The organism is Legionella sheltonii (assembly GCF_026191355.1).
Taxonomy (GTDB): domain Bacteria; phylum Pseudomonadota; class Gammaproteobacteria; order Legionellales; family Legionellaceae; genus Legionella; species Legionella sheltonii.
The window spans coordinates 73,455-87,927 of record NZ_JAPHOQ010000010.1 but is presented as its reverse complement, the minus strand read 5'-3'; the positions used below and the strand labels follow the sequence as shown (position 1 = coordinate 87,927).

Below are 14,473 nucleotides of genomic sequence, written 5' to 3'. Positions count from 1 at the left end.
CATATTTTAAGAAGCTCTAGATTCACTGCATATTGTTAACAATAAATCTTCCAATGCCAAAGTTTGATTTACATTCATATTATGGCTTAATTTTCGCTGTAATGTATTAATTCTATCAATTTGAGAAAAAATCATTATGGGACTCAATAAAGACATTAAGCAACTCATCTGAGGTAGAATTGGACCAGTATCTGCGGGTGTAATAATTTGCATCATTTGTATTTGTGCATAAACCAAATATAGAAACCAAAGTAATGTTCCTAACTCAAATTGATTCCATTGAGCAGCAACACGGCTTGGATGCTCCTTTTGTTCAATTACTGCAATTAACCCATCTAAAATAAATTCTGATTGTTTCACAATCCTTGCTTGCTCAGATTCCTCTGGATAGTACTCTGCCAACTGCAAATAATTAGTCCCGAATAAATCCTCATATGAAGCAAAACGTATGATCTGACATCTGCTTAAGACTGTAGGTAATAAAGTACTTATTTGCTGAGCCAAAAGTAAAAATATGGTCTGTGGGGGAGGTTCTTCTAAAATTTTTAATAATGCATTAGCAGCAGAAAGGTTCATGCGGTCAGCGAATTCAATAACAATCAAGCGGTATTTGGTGCGTTGGGGTGTCAAATAAGCATTATTTTGTAACTCTCTTATCTGATCGACTTTAATTGCCCCACCGCTTTTTTCTGGTTTAACCCATTCCACATCGGGATGCTCGCCACATGCAACCATTTGACAATCAGAACATGCAAAACAAGGCTCATTCTCTTCTTTTTTACAGAAAATCAGCTGGTTTAATTTTTTTACAAAATCGACAAAAGCACAATCAAACGAGCCCACAAACAGCATAGCCTGAGAAATACGCTTATTTATCCATGCTGATTGAATTTGATTCCATTGGGATTGATATTTTATTATTTGATCGGATAACTCGTTAAAATTGCTCATTATTGATGCTCAATAAATACATTTATTGCATTTTCTATTGCCTGTTGCACTTCATGTAGAGGTCTTCGAGCGTCAATCATTACCGCATTGGAGTTCATTTTTACATGATGTGTGTAACTTTCATGGACACGATGAAAGAAATCAATTGATTGTTGTTCAATCCTATCAAATTCCCCCCTTGATTTAACACGCATCATTCCTTCTTCAGGGTTAATGTCCAAATATAAAGTCAGATCGGGTTTAAATCCCCTAAGTGCAAAGGAAGATAACTTGTGGATCATCTCTTGATCTAATCTTCGTCCGCCACCTTGATAAGCCATCGTTGAAAGTTCGAATCGGTCAGCAATAACCCAAATTCCTTGTCGCAACGCAGGTTTAATCACTTCCTCAAGAAGCTGAATTCGGGCAGTATAAAGCAATAACAATTCACTGCGATCATCTAAAACATCCCGATATTTGGGATTCTTAATCAGTTCACGCAAAATCTCACCTATTGCTGTAGCACCAGGCTCTCGGGTAGTTAAGGTTTGAATTTCTCTTTTTGCCAAAAGTTCTGTAACAGTTTTTATTGCGGTAGATTTACCAGCGCCTTCTAATCCTTCAATAACAATTAACTTCCCAGCTAAAGATGACATTAGGGATCCTTGCGTTTATATTGATTAATTGCTTGTTTTTGCTGTTCGTACGTTTCGGAAAATTGGTGTGTTCCATCCCCTTTAGCAACAAAATATAGATAGTTGGAGAGTTGTGGATGCGCTGCTGCATCCAATGCTTCTTTACCGACCATAGCAATAGGTGTTGGCGGCAAACCTCTATAATGATATGAGTTATAGGGAGAATCAATAAGCAAATCATTATGAGAGAGCTTTCCCTTGTAAGCAGCACCCAAACCATAGATCACAGTTGGATCCATCTGCAATGGCATTTTTTTATTTAATCGATTCACCATCACTCCTGAAATTAACTTACGTTCTTGTGGAACAGCTGTTTCTTTTTCAATGATTGAGGCAGCGATAAGCAATTCATAGGGAGTTTTATAAGGTAAATTAGCAGCTCTATTCGTCCAACTCATATTTAAATAGTTAATTAAATTACGATGGGCATGCTCTAATAAACTCTTACCACTACTCCCACCATGATATTGATAGGTATCCGCAAGCAACAGCCCTTCTGCATTGGGATGGTCGTCCTTAATAGAACGCCAGTCTTCGGGACTGTAATTCAAATAGGCCGCTTTAGCCAAATCTTGGGAAATTTTTTGCTGTGTGGTACCCGCAATAACTGTAAAATTTTGGGTTAAGACATCCCCTGCTACGATTCGGTGTACTAGTTGCATTGCCGTTTCACCCGGTTTAATTTGGTATACACCCGCTTTAAGCTGGGATGATAAACCAGAGAAACGAATCATCGTTAGAAGCGCCGAATCAGAGTGAATTAGATTTTTGTCTTTTAGTATTCTTACAAATTGTGAGGCGGAAGCAGTTCGGTCAAGCGTGATGATAACTGGTGAGCCCTCTTTGGGAATAATGGGTCTGATAATCTGAATATAATTACTAAAAAAGAGGAGAAAACAAGACATAAAAAACAATATTACTATAAAAAATATCAGTTTTTTATGTCTTGAAAATGTCATTTAGACCCGCTTAAATAACAAGCTACCATTTGTTCCACCAAAACCAAGTGAATTACTTAGAACAAAATTGATCGCTCTTTTTTGAGGTGTATAAGGTACATAATTCAAATCACATCCTTCATCAGGATTATCCAAATTAATAGTTGGGGGAGCAATTTGATCCCTGAGTGCTAAAATACTAAATATTGCTTCAACAGCACCAGCAGCACCTAATAAATGACCTGTCATTGATTTTGTAGAACTAACTGCTAGATCATAAGCATGTTGTTTAAAAACACGCTTAATGGCTTTTGTTTCATTCAAATCGTTAAGATAAGTCGATGTACCGTGTGCATTAATGTAATCAACTTGTTCTGGATCAATTCCTGCATCATGTATGGCTGCTTCCATGGCACGAGCTGCACCATCCGCATCATCATCGGGCGCAGTGATATGAAACGCATCACCAGACATACCAAACCCAACAAGTTCGGCATAAATTTTTGCACCACGAGCTTTAGCGTGCTCATATTCTTCTAGAATAAGAACACCTGCGCCTTCGCCCATAACAAAGCCATCTCTATCTTTGTCAAAAGGTCTTGATGCCTTTTCAGGCTCATCATTACGTTTAGATAGGGAACGCACAGCAGAGAATCCCGCTAAACACAGTGGGGTTAAGGTCATTTCAGCCCCACCACATACCATAACATCAGCATCACCATAAGTAATCATTCGTCCCGCAAGTCCAATATTATGAGTACCCGTAGTGCATGCAGTAACGACTGAAATATTAGGCCCTTTCAGCTGATGTCTTATTGAAATCTGCCCAGCAACCATATTAATGATTCCTGCTGGAATAAAAAATGGAGAAACCTTTCGAGGTCCACCCGCCATCAATTTATCTTGATTATTGGTAATTGTCTGGATGCCACCAATACCTGCTCCAACGGCGACACCAATACGATTGGCTAAATTCGCATCAATCTTCAAACCCGAATCCAACATTGCTTCATCAGCTGCAGCAATGCCATATTGGGTAAACACATCCATTTTACGTGCATCTTTAAGCGGAACATAATTCTCAATATTAAAATTCTTAACCTTAGCCCATATCCGTGTGCTGTATTCATTAGCATCGAATTCATCTGCCAAAACAACACCACTTGCACCAGCTAATATATTTTGCCAAGTTTCTTCTACATTAAGCCCGACAGGGGTAATCATACCCATACCAGTAATTACTACACGCCGCTTATTCAATGAAGGCTCCTCGTAAAACAATTCCCATTTCTCTCCCACACATTGGGTAGGAGAGAAAGAGATAAAAGCAAATGCTTATGCTTCTTCTTTATTTAAATTAGATTCAATATAATCAATCGCTTCTTGAATCGTGGTAATTTTTTCAGCTTTCTCATCAGGAATTTCTGTTTCAAATTCTTCTTCAAGAGCCATAACCAATTCCACAGTATCTAAAGAATCAGCACCTAAGTCATCAACAAATGATGCATCGTTCTTTAACTCTTCTTCTTTAACGCCTAGTTGTTCAACAACAATCTTGCGAACACGCTCTTCAACTGTACTCATAACTTGATTTTCCTCTTTCGGTTGATAGAAATTTAAAAAAATTCCAGATTATTAAAATACAACTTCCACTTAACTTTGATTGCTTAATCACTGAAATTTATAAGCAATCTCAAATACCAAACAACCAAAGTTAAATGGAAGTGGTATAGTTTATTCATTTATACAGATAACGCAAGTGCATTTAATCCATATACATGCCGCCATTGACATGAATTGTTTCACCCGTGATATATTTAGCACTTTCTGATGCTAAAAAAGCTACTGCTTCAGCTATATCTTTAGGATCTCCCAGCTTCCGCATAGGAATTCTTTTTAACATCTCTTCCTTTACCATATCGGGTAAAGCTGCTGTCATGTCTGTATCAATAAACCCAGGCGCAACAACATTAACAGTAATTCCTCGGCTTCCAATTTCTTGAGCTAAGGATTTGCTGAAACCAACAATACCGGCTTTTGCTGCAGTATAATTTACTTGGCCTGAATTCCCACTTGAACCGACTACTGAACCTATAGAAATAATTCGTCCCCATCGAGTTCTAAACATGGGTTTTATACAAATTTTAGACATTTTGTATATTGAATTCAAATTTGTTTCGATTACCTTATACCATTCATCATCATCCATACGCAGCAGTAAATTATCTGCAGTTATCCCTGCATTATTCACTAATATTGAAGGGGATTGATTCTTGTCAACCAATTCACCAATTACTTTTTCTATTTGCTCCGAATTTGTAACATCCAGAACGAGACCCTTTCCTGATAACTTTTCTTTTTCAAAATAGGCATTTATTGATTGGGCACCTTGTTCAGTAGTTGCAGTACCATAGACAAAAGCACCTTGCTGGGCCAATTTAAGAGCTATAGCCTGACCTATTCCTCGGCTTGCCCCTGTTACCAAGGCAATTTTCCCCTCTAAACTTGTCATTTATTTTCCTCTATAGAAAAAGTTATTTCTTTAGGTTGAGCATGTGCCTTACTACATCAATATCATTTTAAGTGCTGCTCAGTCTACATCTCAGCATATCCCTTAAGATCTCAATTCGCTACACTTAGACTATGCAAATTGCTCTTCAAGTTGTTCTAAACTAATAGTATCGTAAACACTAATTGTATTTAAGCTTCTATCAATTCTTTTAATTAATCCGCTCAACACTTTTCCTGGACCACACTCAAGAACAAGGCCTATGCCACTGTTTTTAAAGAGTTGTATCGTTTCGACCCAACGTACAGGACTGTAAAGCTGTTCTTTTAGTTTTTCACGTATATGTTGTGCTGAATGATAAAAACTTAAGTCAACATTACTCACAACATCTGTTTTTGGATTTTTAAAATCAATTTTAGCGAGATAATCAGCAAATGATTCAGCAGCTTCAGACAATAAAGGACAATGACATGGAACACTGACTGGGATCACTTTAGCAAGACGTGCGCCTTCTTCCTCGGCTAAGTTCAATATTCTGTTAACTGCTGGAGTATGTCCAGCCACAACAACTTGTCCAATTGCATTATAGTTTGCGGGAGTTACCACTTCATTTTCACGGCTGGCCTGCTCACATAGTGCTTTAACTTGCTCATCGGTTAAACCAACGATTGCCGCCATGGCACCTAAGCCTAAAGGGACTGCATTTTGCATTACTTGTCCTCGACGCGCTACTAAACACGCTGCATCAAACAATGATAATGCATCAGCACAAACCAAAGCTGCATATTCACCTAAACTATGACCGGCCATGAGCATTGGTTGAGCGACATCATGTTGCATCAATACCCTATATACGGCAACATCAGCAGTAAGCATTGCGACCTGTGTATGTTCTGTCTGATTTAATTGTTCTTCAGGTCCTTGTTGCACGAGTTTCCATAGATCGTAACCTACCGCTTCAGATGCTTCTGCAAAAGTATTGACAACAATAGGATGCTGCAACTCAAAATCAGCTAACATACCTACTGATTGTGAACCTTGCCCGGGAAATACAAATGCTGTTTTTACCATATCAAAAATAGCTCCGAACTAAAAATTTAATTCAAAAAAAGAACTCATTAAAATTATTAATAACGAATTACCATAGCTCCCCAAGTCATTCCACCTCCAAAAGACTCAATCAATATTAATTCATCTCTTTTAATCTGATTGGTTCGAATAGAATGATCCAGAGCCAAAGGAATAGATGCAGCCGAAGTATTTCCCTGGCTACCAATAGTAACAATCACTTGTGACATAGGAAGGTCCAGTTTTTTAGCGATGGCTTGTATGATACGCATATTTGCTTGATGAGGAATAAGCCATTGAATATCAGATTTTTTCAAATGACTGATCTCTAAAACTTCATCAACAACATCACCCATAATTTTAACGGCGATTTTAAAAACTTCATTACCACGCATGGTAATCGTAGCACGTTGATTTTCAAATGTAGCATTACTTAAATTTAGTAATTTTTCTGCATCGTAAGAGGCATGTAGCACACTACCCATAATGCCTTGTCTGTCACTAGCACTTAAAACGACTGCTCCGGCACCATCTCCAAATAGGACGCAAGTTGCACGATCGGTCCAATCTACTGCTCTAGACATACTTTCACTGCCGATAACAAGAATATTTTTAGCTGCACCGGACTCAATATACTGTTTTGCAATATCCATTACATATACAAAGCCACTGCATGCGGCGCCGACATCAAAAGCAGGGATGGGACGTTTAATTTTTAAAGCATGCTGGACATAACAAGCAACCCCTGGAAAAAAATGATCTGGGGTACAGGTAGCAACTAAGATTAAATCGATTTCATCTGCATCCATACCGGAAGCACTTAATGCTTGTTCAGCAGCTTTAGAAGCCATATATGAGGTGGTTTCATGAGCTTGCGCCACACTACGACTACTGATTCCAGTTCTGGTGACAATCCACTCATCACTCGTATCCAGTATTGACTCAAGCTCGAGATTTGTGAGTTGCTTTTCAGGAATATAACTTCCAGTACCACGTATTACAGCATTTTTCATAACAGCAATCCCTGATTGATAAAATCATTTATTTGTACACGCACTAAATCAATCACGTTATTTTTAACTTCAAGAACTGCTTGTTCGATAGCATGTTGAAATCCTAATTCATTAGCACCGCCATGGCTTTTTACAACAATGCCATTTAATCCGAGCATGCTTGCGCCGTTATAACGAGAAGGATCAAAGCGTTTCTTAAGATGCTTTAATGCAGGTCGTGCAATTAAAGCAGAAAGTTTGGTATACCAGTTCCTGTTAAATGACTCCATGAGTAAACTTACAAAAAACTTTGCAAGGCCTTCGCTCGCTTTTAAAGCAACATTACCCACAAAACCATCGCAGACCACTAAATCAACTTCCCCAGTATAAAAATGATCACCTTCTACATAACCAACGTAGTTCATAACGTCACACTCTGCAAGCATGTGTGCCGTACGTTTCACTTGATCATTTCCCTTCATTTCTTCCACGCCGATATTCAATAAGGCAATTTTAGGCTTGGGCTTATTTGCTACCGCTTGAACTAATGCAGATCCCATTACGGCAAATTGAAATAAATGTTCCGCACAGGAATCAACATTTGCACCCAAATCAATCACCCAAGTCCTACCACGCATAGTCGGTAACTCAGAAATAATTGCGGGTCTATCGATTCCGGGTAAAGTTTTTAGAACATAACGCGCTGTAGCCATAAGAGCGCCAGTGTTTCCGGCACTAACACAAGCTTGCGCCATTCCCTCTTTCACCAAATTAATGGCTACACGCATGGAAGAATCTTTTTTATTGCGCAAAGCATGTGAAGGCAATTCGTCCATAGTCACCACTTCAGAAGTATGGACTATGGAAAATTGATTTGAAGAAGCCACTCCATGCTTTTTTAAAAAAGCATGAATTTTATCATGAACTCCAACAAGAATGAGTTTCAAATCAGGATTATTATTTGCTGCGCGAATACAGGCAGGAATCACAACATTCAAACCATGATCCCCACCCATCGCATCAATTGCAATGGTGATATTTTTCAAGAAAATTACTCTTGTTCGTAAACAGTATCAGTGTCAATAATCTTTCTACCACGATAATAACCATCTGGAGTCATATGATGACGAAGATGTGTTTCGCCGGTAGTTTCATCCACAGAAAGTGTTGGCTTTGTCAAAGCATCGTGTGAACGACGCATGTCACGACGTGAGCGTGATTTTTTATTTTGTTGTACGGCCATTGTATTACTCCTAAACAAATTGCATTCATAAAGCGGGAATATTAGTGTTAATTAGATAAAATTTCAATAAAATTCATTTTTTTCCCACTAAAATTTGGTTTATTTCACTGCTGCAATCATTAATTTCAGGATGAAACTGTGGCGCATAGAGATGTAACTCATCAATCAGTATATCTTCCAAACTCACCTGCAAATTTTCAGAAACGATACATTCATAATGTTCCAGTATCTGCTCTGCCCTCTCATCATTACGACATACAGCAACTACTGTCATATTATCGTATGGAAAATTAAATTCGTCCAGACAGCGTTGACATTGTGTGGGCAAATCGCCTTTAACATGAAGATGAATAAGATAAAAATCTTCTTTTGCTTCAACATGATAAGTCACCTCAAGCTGACAGGGAGTAGTAATGAAATGAGGTAAACGTTCACTAAGTGTCACTGTCTTAGTTTGTTGCCCTTGTTTAACCATTTCTTGTAAGTGCAGCATTATTGTCGTATCCTAAAGAGTTATTATTTGTATAAGTTCAATTTCAGAATCGTCGCCTGAGCAATAGAATCTCGCTTAGTTGCTGTCATCCCAAGCCTAGCGAGGGATGACAGCAACTCCACTCGCTTAGGCTACGATGCTGAAAAAATAGAATATTAAGCGGTATCTCAATTTTATGAAAGCTAAAGTTATAGTTGGAATGTCTGGTGGTGTTGATTCTTCTGTTGCAGCCTGGTTATTACAAGAAGCAGGCTATCAAGTTGAAGGCTTGTTCATGAAGAACTGGGAACAAGATGATAAAGATGGATTCTGTCCTGCAGCACAAGATCTTGCTGATGCCCAAGCAGTATGCAATCAATTGCGCATTCCGCTGCATACAGTTAATTTTTCAGAAGAATATTGGCAAAGGGTTTTCACTCATTTTTTAAATGAATACGAAAAAGGAAGAACGCCCAATCCTGATGTATTGTGTAACAAGGAAATCAAATTCAATGCTTTTTTAAATCATGCATTAAGCCTCGGAGCAGATTACATTGCAACAGGACACTATGCTAAAAATAAAATAGAAGGCGATATTGGGCTCTTATATAAAGCAAAAGATCGTGATAAAGATCAAACCTATTTTCTTCACGCAGTAAACCCTAAAGCTTTGGCCAAAACTTTATTTCCTATAGGAGATTATACTAAGCCAGAAGTGAGAGAGTTTGCGAAAAAACTTGGCTTAGTAACCCAGGCCAAAAAGGATTCGACAGGGATTTGTTTTATTGGCGAAAAACGATTTAAATCCTTTTTACAGGAATTTATTTTAGCACGCCCAGGCGAGATAAAAAGTACGGATGGCAAAGTTTTAGGACAACATGACGGATTAATGTTTTACACTTTAGGCCAACGGCAAGGGCTAGGAATTGGTGGTTTACAAAATTCGGCCGATGAACCTTGGTATGTGGTTGATAAAGAAGTGGCTACAAATACTTTATATGTAGCTCAAGGCAGCCAACACCCCATGCTCTATGCACAAGGCCTGATTTGTGGTCCAATCCATTGGTTAGCTGATTGTGCGGATAATTTACCACTGACCTGTTATGCTAAAACACGATACAGACAGGCAGAACAAGGGTGTATTATTTCGCCTCAGAATGAAAATCAGCATTATGTAATGTTTTCAAATCCACAAAGAGCAGTTACACCGGGTCAATATGTGGTTTTTTATGATAAAAACCAATGCCTGGGTGGAGCTACTATTGAACAGATTATACGATAATTGCGTTATAATTATATTATGACTATGGGAGTTAAAATGGCTGCTATTGATATATCCCCTACTACTAGCGATATCCACTTTTCTGTAAGTGCAGCAGACAAGGTGGCTGAACTCATAAAAGAGGAAGATAATTTCAAATTAAATCTACGTGTATCCATTACTGGTGGAGGTTGTTCTGGGTTTCAATATGGATTTAGTTTTGATGAAGACATCAATGAGGATGATACTGTCATTGTTCAACAATGCTCCGATGGCGTGTCTTCAGTAAAACTTTTGGTTGATTCAATGAGCTACCAATATTTGCATGATGCTGAAATTGATTACGTTCAAGGCATACAAGGCGAACAATTTGTTATTCGTAACCCCAATGCAAAAACTACTTGTGGATGCGGTTCATCATTTAGCATCGATGATGAGGATGATTATTAAAATAATTTTTAACCACGTCATCCCGCACTTAGTAAGAGATGACGTGATTAGAAGTAGAAATTAGTAAGGTTTAACAACGACTTTTGTTCCTATTTTAATAAAATGCTTACTGAGCCAGTAAGCATCATTAGGATGCACACGTATGCAACCATGGCTCGCATTATAATTTGGCACTTCATAAGAACCATGCACCGCATAATATTTAGTAAAAAACATACAATAAGGCATTGGTGAGCCGCCTCGCCCTACGGGGTAACGAGATGATTTGCAACCAGCCCCTCCTTTACTCCATACAGTAAAAACACCTATTGGCGTTTTACATCCTCTATGTATGTCAGGACAATATCGTCTACCTCCAGATCCTCTGCCAGTACGTACTACTTTTCCATTTGAGTCAATAGCTTTCCAAGTAAGTGTATTGGGATTGAAAACAAATGTATTCGCTAAAGCAGAAGAAGGATAAAAAAGAAAGATGAACAGAAGAATGAACAAAAAACAAGCTAATGGTGATAAAATAGAACTTTGTTTTTCCATAATAAATTCCTAGTATTTACCCATCGTCACCTTAATTTTAGATTATTTTTTAATCAAAACAAATTAATTTTAAGCAAGAATGAAATATTTGTTCTACTATTTTAATGAAATGATTACAAAAGGTATTCAATCATGACTAAACAATTGCAGGCAGCTTTATACATTTTTTTAGGGTGTACCGTTATTTCTTTCACATCAAATGCTGAAGATACATCCAAGAGTACAAGTACAGGTACAAGTACAGGCACAACTACAAGTACTAACGGTGCTGCATCCTCTGACAGCTCAATGGAAATATCTAAAGATAGCTGGTTAAAATCAGTCACACCTTTATTGCCTGATCTCATTTGCAAAGGATTTGAAAATGATCCCCAGTTGAAAAAACGGCTGGATGACATCAAAATGACCTATGAAAAGTGCATTGCTGCAATTCCAGATAGCGTCAGTAAATGCCAACAACAACTGTATGGGAGTATTCCTGATAAAATCAATAACGACAGTGCAGGTATTTGGGGAAAATCTCTTGGTGAATGTATCGGTAAAGATTTTGCAATAAAGTATCTAATCCCTAAAAGCTAATAAAAAGGCTAAAAAGCCCATAGATGCAAATGAGTTTGACGTCAGCTTAGTCCCGGATTACCATTTCGTGTAATCCGGGCTACACTCAATCAGCTCTCCTCCCAATGATTAACCCCTGATTTCTTATTTAGAAATGCTACAAAATCTTGGTGTAATTCTAGCTCTTTAGTATCTGCGGACAAGACTATTGGGTTTGCTAACTGAAGTGCGGCAATTTCTTGAGTTTTGATCTTGGTTGAGATGGAAGCTTCTTCAACTTCTGCAAATAAACTGGTTTGACCACCGGTCATAGCCAGATAGACGTATGCAAGAATCTCCGCGTCAAGTAAAGCACCATGAAGTTCGCGATTGAAGTGATCTATTCCAAATCGTTTGCATAAAGCATCTAAGCTGTTTCGCTGTCCAGGATATTTATCGCGTGCTAGCACTAAGGTATCAATAATAGTGCAAGAATCTTCTAATCTTTTGTTCCATTGAATATGTTTCAATTCCGAATTTAAAAATCCTACGTCGAAAGGTGCATTGTGAATTATTAGTTCAGCACCAACAATAAAATTCCAAAATTCATCCGCTTTTTCTTCAAATAATGGTTTGTCTTGTAAAAATTCATTACTAATTCCATGGACACGAAAAGCACCTTCATCAACCAGACGTTGTGGATTAAGATAAACATGAAAATGTTTCCCTGTTAATTTTCTATCAAATAATTCCACGCAGCCAATTTCAATAACTCGATGCCCCTGCTCATGTCCTATACCTGTAGTTTCAGTATCTAAAACAATCTGTCGCATTACTTACTCACTTAACTCTTCAATTGCTTGATTGGCCAATGCATCAACTAAATCATTTTCTACATGCCCCGAATGCCCCTTTACCCAGTGCCATTTTATTTGATGACGTGACGCCAATTCATCGAGTAATTTCCAAAGATCTGCATTTTTTACAGGCTCTTTTTTAGAGTTACGCCATCCATTGAGTTTCCAATTGGCTAACCATTCGGTCATGCCTTGTCTCAAATATTGAGAATCAGTATATAAATTAACGACACAGGGACGGTTTAAGGCTTCCAAACCTTTAATTGCAGCCATAAGCTCCATACGATTATTGGTAGTATGTGTTTCCCCACCATATAACGTTTTTTCCTGTCCCTTATAACGAAGCAATACTCCCCAACCACCAGGTCCTGGATTTCCTTTACATGCACCATCGGTATAAATTTCAATAGTCACTTTGATTCCTAATCTTGATTCCACAAATGCAAAAATGGAGTGTTAAATTCCTCATTCAGAATTTTTTGTTTGATTATGGAAATATCTGGTGCAAAAAAACGATCTGTATCATAGGCCGCTACATAAGAGCGTAAACGTTGGTGAACATCTTCTAGTAATGCAGATGATTTTAAAGGTTTATAAAATTCAACTCCTTGGGCAGCCGCTAATAATTCGATGGCTAAAATAGTTGCCGTATTGTCATTCATATCATGCAACCTTCGTGCAGCACTGGTTGCCATAGAAACATGATCTTCTTGGTTCGCAGAAGTAGGAAGGCTATCCACTGAGTGAGGATGTGCAAGCGCCTTGTTTTCACTAGCACAAGCCGCAGCAGTAACATGAGCAATCATAAATCCTGAATTCAATCCACTCTCTTTGATAAGGAAAGCGGGTAAACTACTAAAGTTTTTATCAATTAACAACGCAATACGTCGTTCGGAACTGGCCCCTATTTCAGCAATTGCCAAAGCAAGGTTGTCAGCAGCCATAGCTACAATTTCACCATGAAAATTGCCCCCCGAAATTATTTGTTCTTGCTCACTAAAAACAAGCGGATTATCAGAAATTGCATTCACTTCTACTTGCAAGGTTTCTCTAACAAACCGAATTTGATGCAATATCGCTCCCATAATTTGAGGTTGGCATCTCAATGAATAGGGATCTTGAACACGTGAGCAGTGCAGATGGGCTGCACGGATCTCACTCCCACTTAAAAGCTCACGGTAGCACTTTGCTACATCGTGCTGAGCCTTATAACCTCGAGCCGTTTGTATCCGCTCATCAAAGGGGACATCACTACCATTTGCTGCATCAACAGATAAGGCGCCCGCGATAAGTGCCGTTTCAAACAAACTTTCTGAGACAAACAAGGCAGTTAAAGCAATTGCAGTAGACACTTGCAGCCCATTTAGAAGAGCTAGACCTTCTTTTGCTTCCAATTCAACGGGTTTTAAACCCGCAATCTTCAATCCCTCAAGAGCAGGAATAATTTTCCCTTGATAGCGTACTTCACCAACACCGAGTAAGGGTAAAGACATATGCGCTAAAGGCGCTAAATCACCTGAAGCACCTACTGAGCCTTTAGAAGGAATACAAGGATAAACTTTATGGTTATACAATGAAATCAACGCCTCGATCAGCTCCAGACGCACGCCAGAATATCCTTGCGCTAAATTATTTATTTTAAGCAGTAAAATTAATTGAACTATTTCATCAGAAAGTAACTCACCTGTACCACATGCATGGGAAAGCACAATATTGCGTTGTAACTGTTTGAGGTTTTCTTCTGAAATCGTCTGATTAGCTAATGATCCAAAACCTGTATTGATACCATAAACTGTTTTTTTCTCATGAATTACCTTTTTGACCGTTTGCCGTGATGCGTCAATCCGTTCAAATGCCTCTTTAGGGAGAGCACAAGGTAATTGCTGATTTAAAATATGTTTAATCGATTGCAAGTTCAACTGACCAGGTTGAAGAAGAAATGGCTCTTGCATTAACGTATCTCCTTAAAGTAAGTTGGAATTGATTC

Annotated in this window: 18 protein-coding genes; 3 read left to right on the top strand and 15 right to left on the bottom strand. The window is 38.3% G+C overall.

Annotation, left to right across the window (positions count from 1 at the left end; translation table 11 throughout):
- Positions 1-6: 6 nt before the first annotated feature.
- The 11 genes from OQJ26_RS12455 to OQJ26_RS12405 form a co-directional block, all read right to left on the bottom strand.
- Complete coding sequence (locus OQJ26_RS12455) at positions 7-951, bottom strand: DNA polymerase III subunit (RefSeq protein ID WP_265704096.1); 945 nt, start codon at positions 949-951, stop codon at positions 7-9.
- Entirely contained in the window at positions 951-1,586 is a 636-nt protein-coding gene (tmk, locus tag OQJ26_RS12450; protein WP_265704095.1) for a dTMP kinase, read from the bottom strand. The genes OQJ26_RS12455 and tmk overlap by 1 nt, the downstream gene beginning before the upstream one ends.
- Positions 1,586-2,584 carry an endolytic transglycosylase MltG gene (gene mltG / locus OQJ26_RS12445; RefSeq protein WP_265704094.1) on the bottom strand — a complete coding sequence of 333 codons (999 nt, stop codon included), beginning with the start codon at positions 2,582-2,584 and terminating at the stop codon, positions 1,586-1,588. The genes tmk and mltG overlap by 1 nt, the downstream gene beginning before the upstream one ends.
- Complete coding sequence (gene fabF, locus OQJ26_RS12440; RefSeq protein WP_265704093.1) at positions 2,585-3,823, bottom strand: beta-ketoacyl-ACP synthase II; 1,239 nt, start codon at positions 3,821-3,823, stop codon at positions 2,585-2,587.
- A gap of 75 nt (positions 3,824-3,898) precedes the next feature.
- A complete protein-coding gene (gene acpP, locus OQJ26_RS12435; protein WP_003631752.1) occupies positions 3,899-4,147 on the bottom strand; it encodes an acyl carrier protein in 249 nt (82 codons plus the stop codon).
- 181 nt (positions 4,148-4,328) lie between these two features.
- Positions 4,329-5,075 (bottom strand): 3-oxoacyl-ACP reductase FabG, encoded by a 747-nt coding sequence (gene fabG / locus OQJ26_RS12430; RefSeq protein ID WP_265704092.1) that lies wholly within the window; start codon positions 5,073-5,075, stop codon positions 4,329-4,331.
- A 129-nt stretch (positions 5,076-5,204) separates the two neighbouring features.
- Positions 5,205-6,143: an ACP S-malonyltransferase gene (gene fabD / locus OQJ26_RS12425; RefSeq protein WP_265704091.1), complete on the bottom strand. Its 939-nt coding sequence runs from the start codon at positions 6,141-6,143 to the stop codon at positions 5,205-5,207.
- 56 nt (positions 6,144-6,199) lie between these two features.
- Complete coding sequence (locus tag OQJ26_RS12420) at positions 6,200-7,153, bottom strand: beta-ketoacyl-ACP synthase III (protein WP_265704090.1); 954 nt, start codon at positions 7,151-7,153, stop codon at positions 6,200-6,202.
- Positions 7,150-8,178 (bottom strand): phosphate acyltransferase PlsX, encoded by a 1,029-nt coding sequence (gene plsX, locus OQJ26_RS12415; protein WP_265704089.1) that lies wholly within the window; start codon positions 8,176-8,178, stop codon positions 7,150-7,152. The genes OQJ26_RS12420 and plsX overlap by 4 nt, the downstream gene beginning before the upstream one ends.
- 5 nt (positions 8,179-8,183) lie before the next feature.
- Positions 8,184-8,375, bottom strand: a complete 192-nt coding sequence (gene rpmF / locus OQJ26_RS12410; RefSeq protein ID WP_028380381.1) for a 50S ribosomal protein L32 — start codon at positions 8,373-8,375, stop codon at positions 8,184-8,186.
- A gap of 73 nt (positions 8,376-8,448) precedes the next feature.
- Positions 8,449-8,868, bottom strand: a complete 420-nt coding sequence (locus OQJ26_RS12405) for a YceD family protein (RefSeq protein WP_265704088.1) — start codon at positions 8,866-8,868, stop codon at positions 8,449-8,451.
- A gap of 175 nt (positions 8,869-9,043) precedes the next feature.
- Here OQJ26_RS12405 and mnmA point away from each other — a divergent pair, with 175 nt between their 5' ends.
- Both mnmA and erpA read left to right on the top strand, forming a co-directional pair.
- Entirely contained in the window at positions 9,044-10,129 is a 1,086-nt protein-coding gene (gene mnmA / locus OQJ26_RS12400) for a tRNA 2-thiouridine(34) synthase MnmA (protein WP_265704087.1), read from the top strand.
- 36 nt (positions 10,130-10,165) lie between these two features.
- Positions 10,166-10,558 carry an iron-sulfur cluster insertion protein ErpA gene (erpA, locus tag OQJ26_RS12395; protein WP_265704086.1) on the top strand — a complete coding sequence of 131 codons (393 nt, stop codon included), beginning with the start codon at positions 10,166-10,168 and terminating at the stop codon, positions 10,556-10,558.
- Positions 10,559-10,618: 60 nt separating this feature from the next.
- Here erpA and OQJ26_RS12390 read toward each other — a convergent pair whose 3' ends face one another.
- Entirely contained in the window at positions 10,619-11,092 is a 474-nt protein-coding gene (locus OQJ26_RS12390) for a L,D-transpeptidase (RefSeq protein WP_265704085.1), read from the bottom strand.
- Positions 11,093-11,224: 132 nt separating this feature from the next.
- Between OQJ26_RS12390 and OQJ26_RS12385 the strand changes: the two genes are divergently transcribed.
- Positions 11,225-11,671 (top strand): hypothetical protein, encoded by a 447-nt coding sequence (locus tag OQJ26_RS12385; protein WP_265704084.1) that lies wholly within the window; start codon positions 11,225-11,227, stop codon positions 11,669-11,671.
- Between the two features lie 89 nt (positions 11,672-11,760).
- Here the strand turns inward: OQJ26_RS12385 and dnaQ are convergent, their stop codons facing one another.
- The 3 genes from dnaQ to hutH are packed head-to-tail and all read right to left on the bottom strand — an operon-like array spanning position 11,761 to position 14,438.
- Positions 11,761-12,462, bottom strand: coding sequence for a DNA polymerase III subunit epsilon (gene dnaQ / locus OQJ26_RS12380; RefSeq protein WP_265704083.1), 702 nt, complete (start codon positions 12,460-12,462; stop codon positions 11,761-11,763).
- Positions 12,463-12,465: 3 nt separating this feature from the next.
- On the bottom strand, positions 12,466-12,900 hold the full coding sequence (rnhA, locus tag OQJ26_RS12375; RefSeq protein ID WP_265704082.1) for a ribonuclease HI: 435 nt from the start codon (positions 12,898-12,900) through the stop codon (positions 12,466-12,468).
- An 8-nt stretch (positions 12,901-12,908) separates the two neighbouring features.
- Positions 12,909-14,438, bottom strand: a complete 1,530-nt coding sequence (gene hutH / locus OQJ26_RS12370; protein ID WP_265704081.1) for a histidine ammonia-lyase — start codon at positions 14,436-14,438, stop codon at positions 12,909-12,911.
- Positions 14,439-14,473: the final 35 nt, after the last annotated feature.

Coding starts and splice junctions, on each gene's coding strand:
- hutH (WP_265704081.1), bottom strand. CDS start 14,438: ATGCAAGAGCCATTTCTTCTTCAACCTGGTCAGTTGAACTTGCAATCG.
- OQJ26_RS12420 (WP_265704090.1), bottom strand. CDS start 7,153: ATGAAAAATGCTGTAATACGTGGTACTGGAAGTTATATTCCTGAAAAG.
- rpmF (WP_028380381.1), bottom strand. CDS start 8,375: ATGGCCGTACAACAAAATAAAAAATCACGCTCACGTCGTGACATGCGT.
- mnmA (WP_265704087.1), top strand. CDS start 9,044: ATGAAAGCTAAAGTTATAGTTGGAATGTCTGGTGGTGTTGATTCTTCT.
- erpA (WP_265704086.1), top strand. CDS start 10,166: ATGGCTGCTATTGATATATCCCCTACTACTAGCGATATCCACTTTTCT.
- tmk (WP_265704095.1), bottom strand. CDS start 1,586: ATGTCATCTTTAGCTGGGAAGTTAATTGTTATTGAAGGATTAGAAGGC.
- mltG (WP_265704094.1), bottom strand. CDS start 2,584: ATGACATTTTCAAGACATAAAAAACTGATATTTTTTATAGTAATATTG.
- OQJ26_RS12405 (WP_265704088.1), bottom strand. CDS start 8,868: ATGCTGCACTTACAAGAAATGGTTAAACAAGGGCAACAAACTAAGACA.
- fabD (WP_265704091.1), bottom strand. CDS start 6,143: ATGGTAAAAACAGCATTTGTATTTCCCGGGCAAGGTTCACAATCAGTA.
- fabG (WP_265704092.1), bottom strand. CDS start 5,075: ATGACAAGTTTAGAGGGGAAAATTGCCTTGGTAACAGGGGCAAGCCGA.
- OQJ26_RS12385 (WP_265704084.1), top strand. CDS start 11,225: ATGACTAAACAATTGCAGGCAGCTTTATACATTTTTTTAGGGTGTACC.
- OQJ26_RS12455 (WP_265704096.1), bottom strand. CDS start 951: ATGAGCAATTTTAACGAGTTATCCGATCAAATAATAAAATATCAATCC.
- acpP (WP_003631752.1), bottom strand. CDS start 4,147: ATGAGTACAGTTGAAGAGCGTGTTCGCAAGATTGTTGTTGAACAACTA.
- OQJ26_RS12390 (WP_265704085.1), bottom strand. CDS start 11,092: ATGGAAAAACAAAGTTCTATTTTATCACCATTAGCTTGTTTTTTGTTC.
- dnaQ (WP_265704083.1), bottom strand. CDS start 12,462: ATGCGACAGATTGTTTTAGATACTGAAACTACAGGTATAGGACATGAG.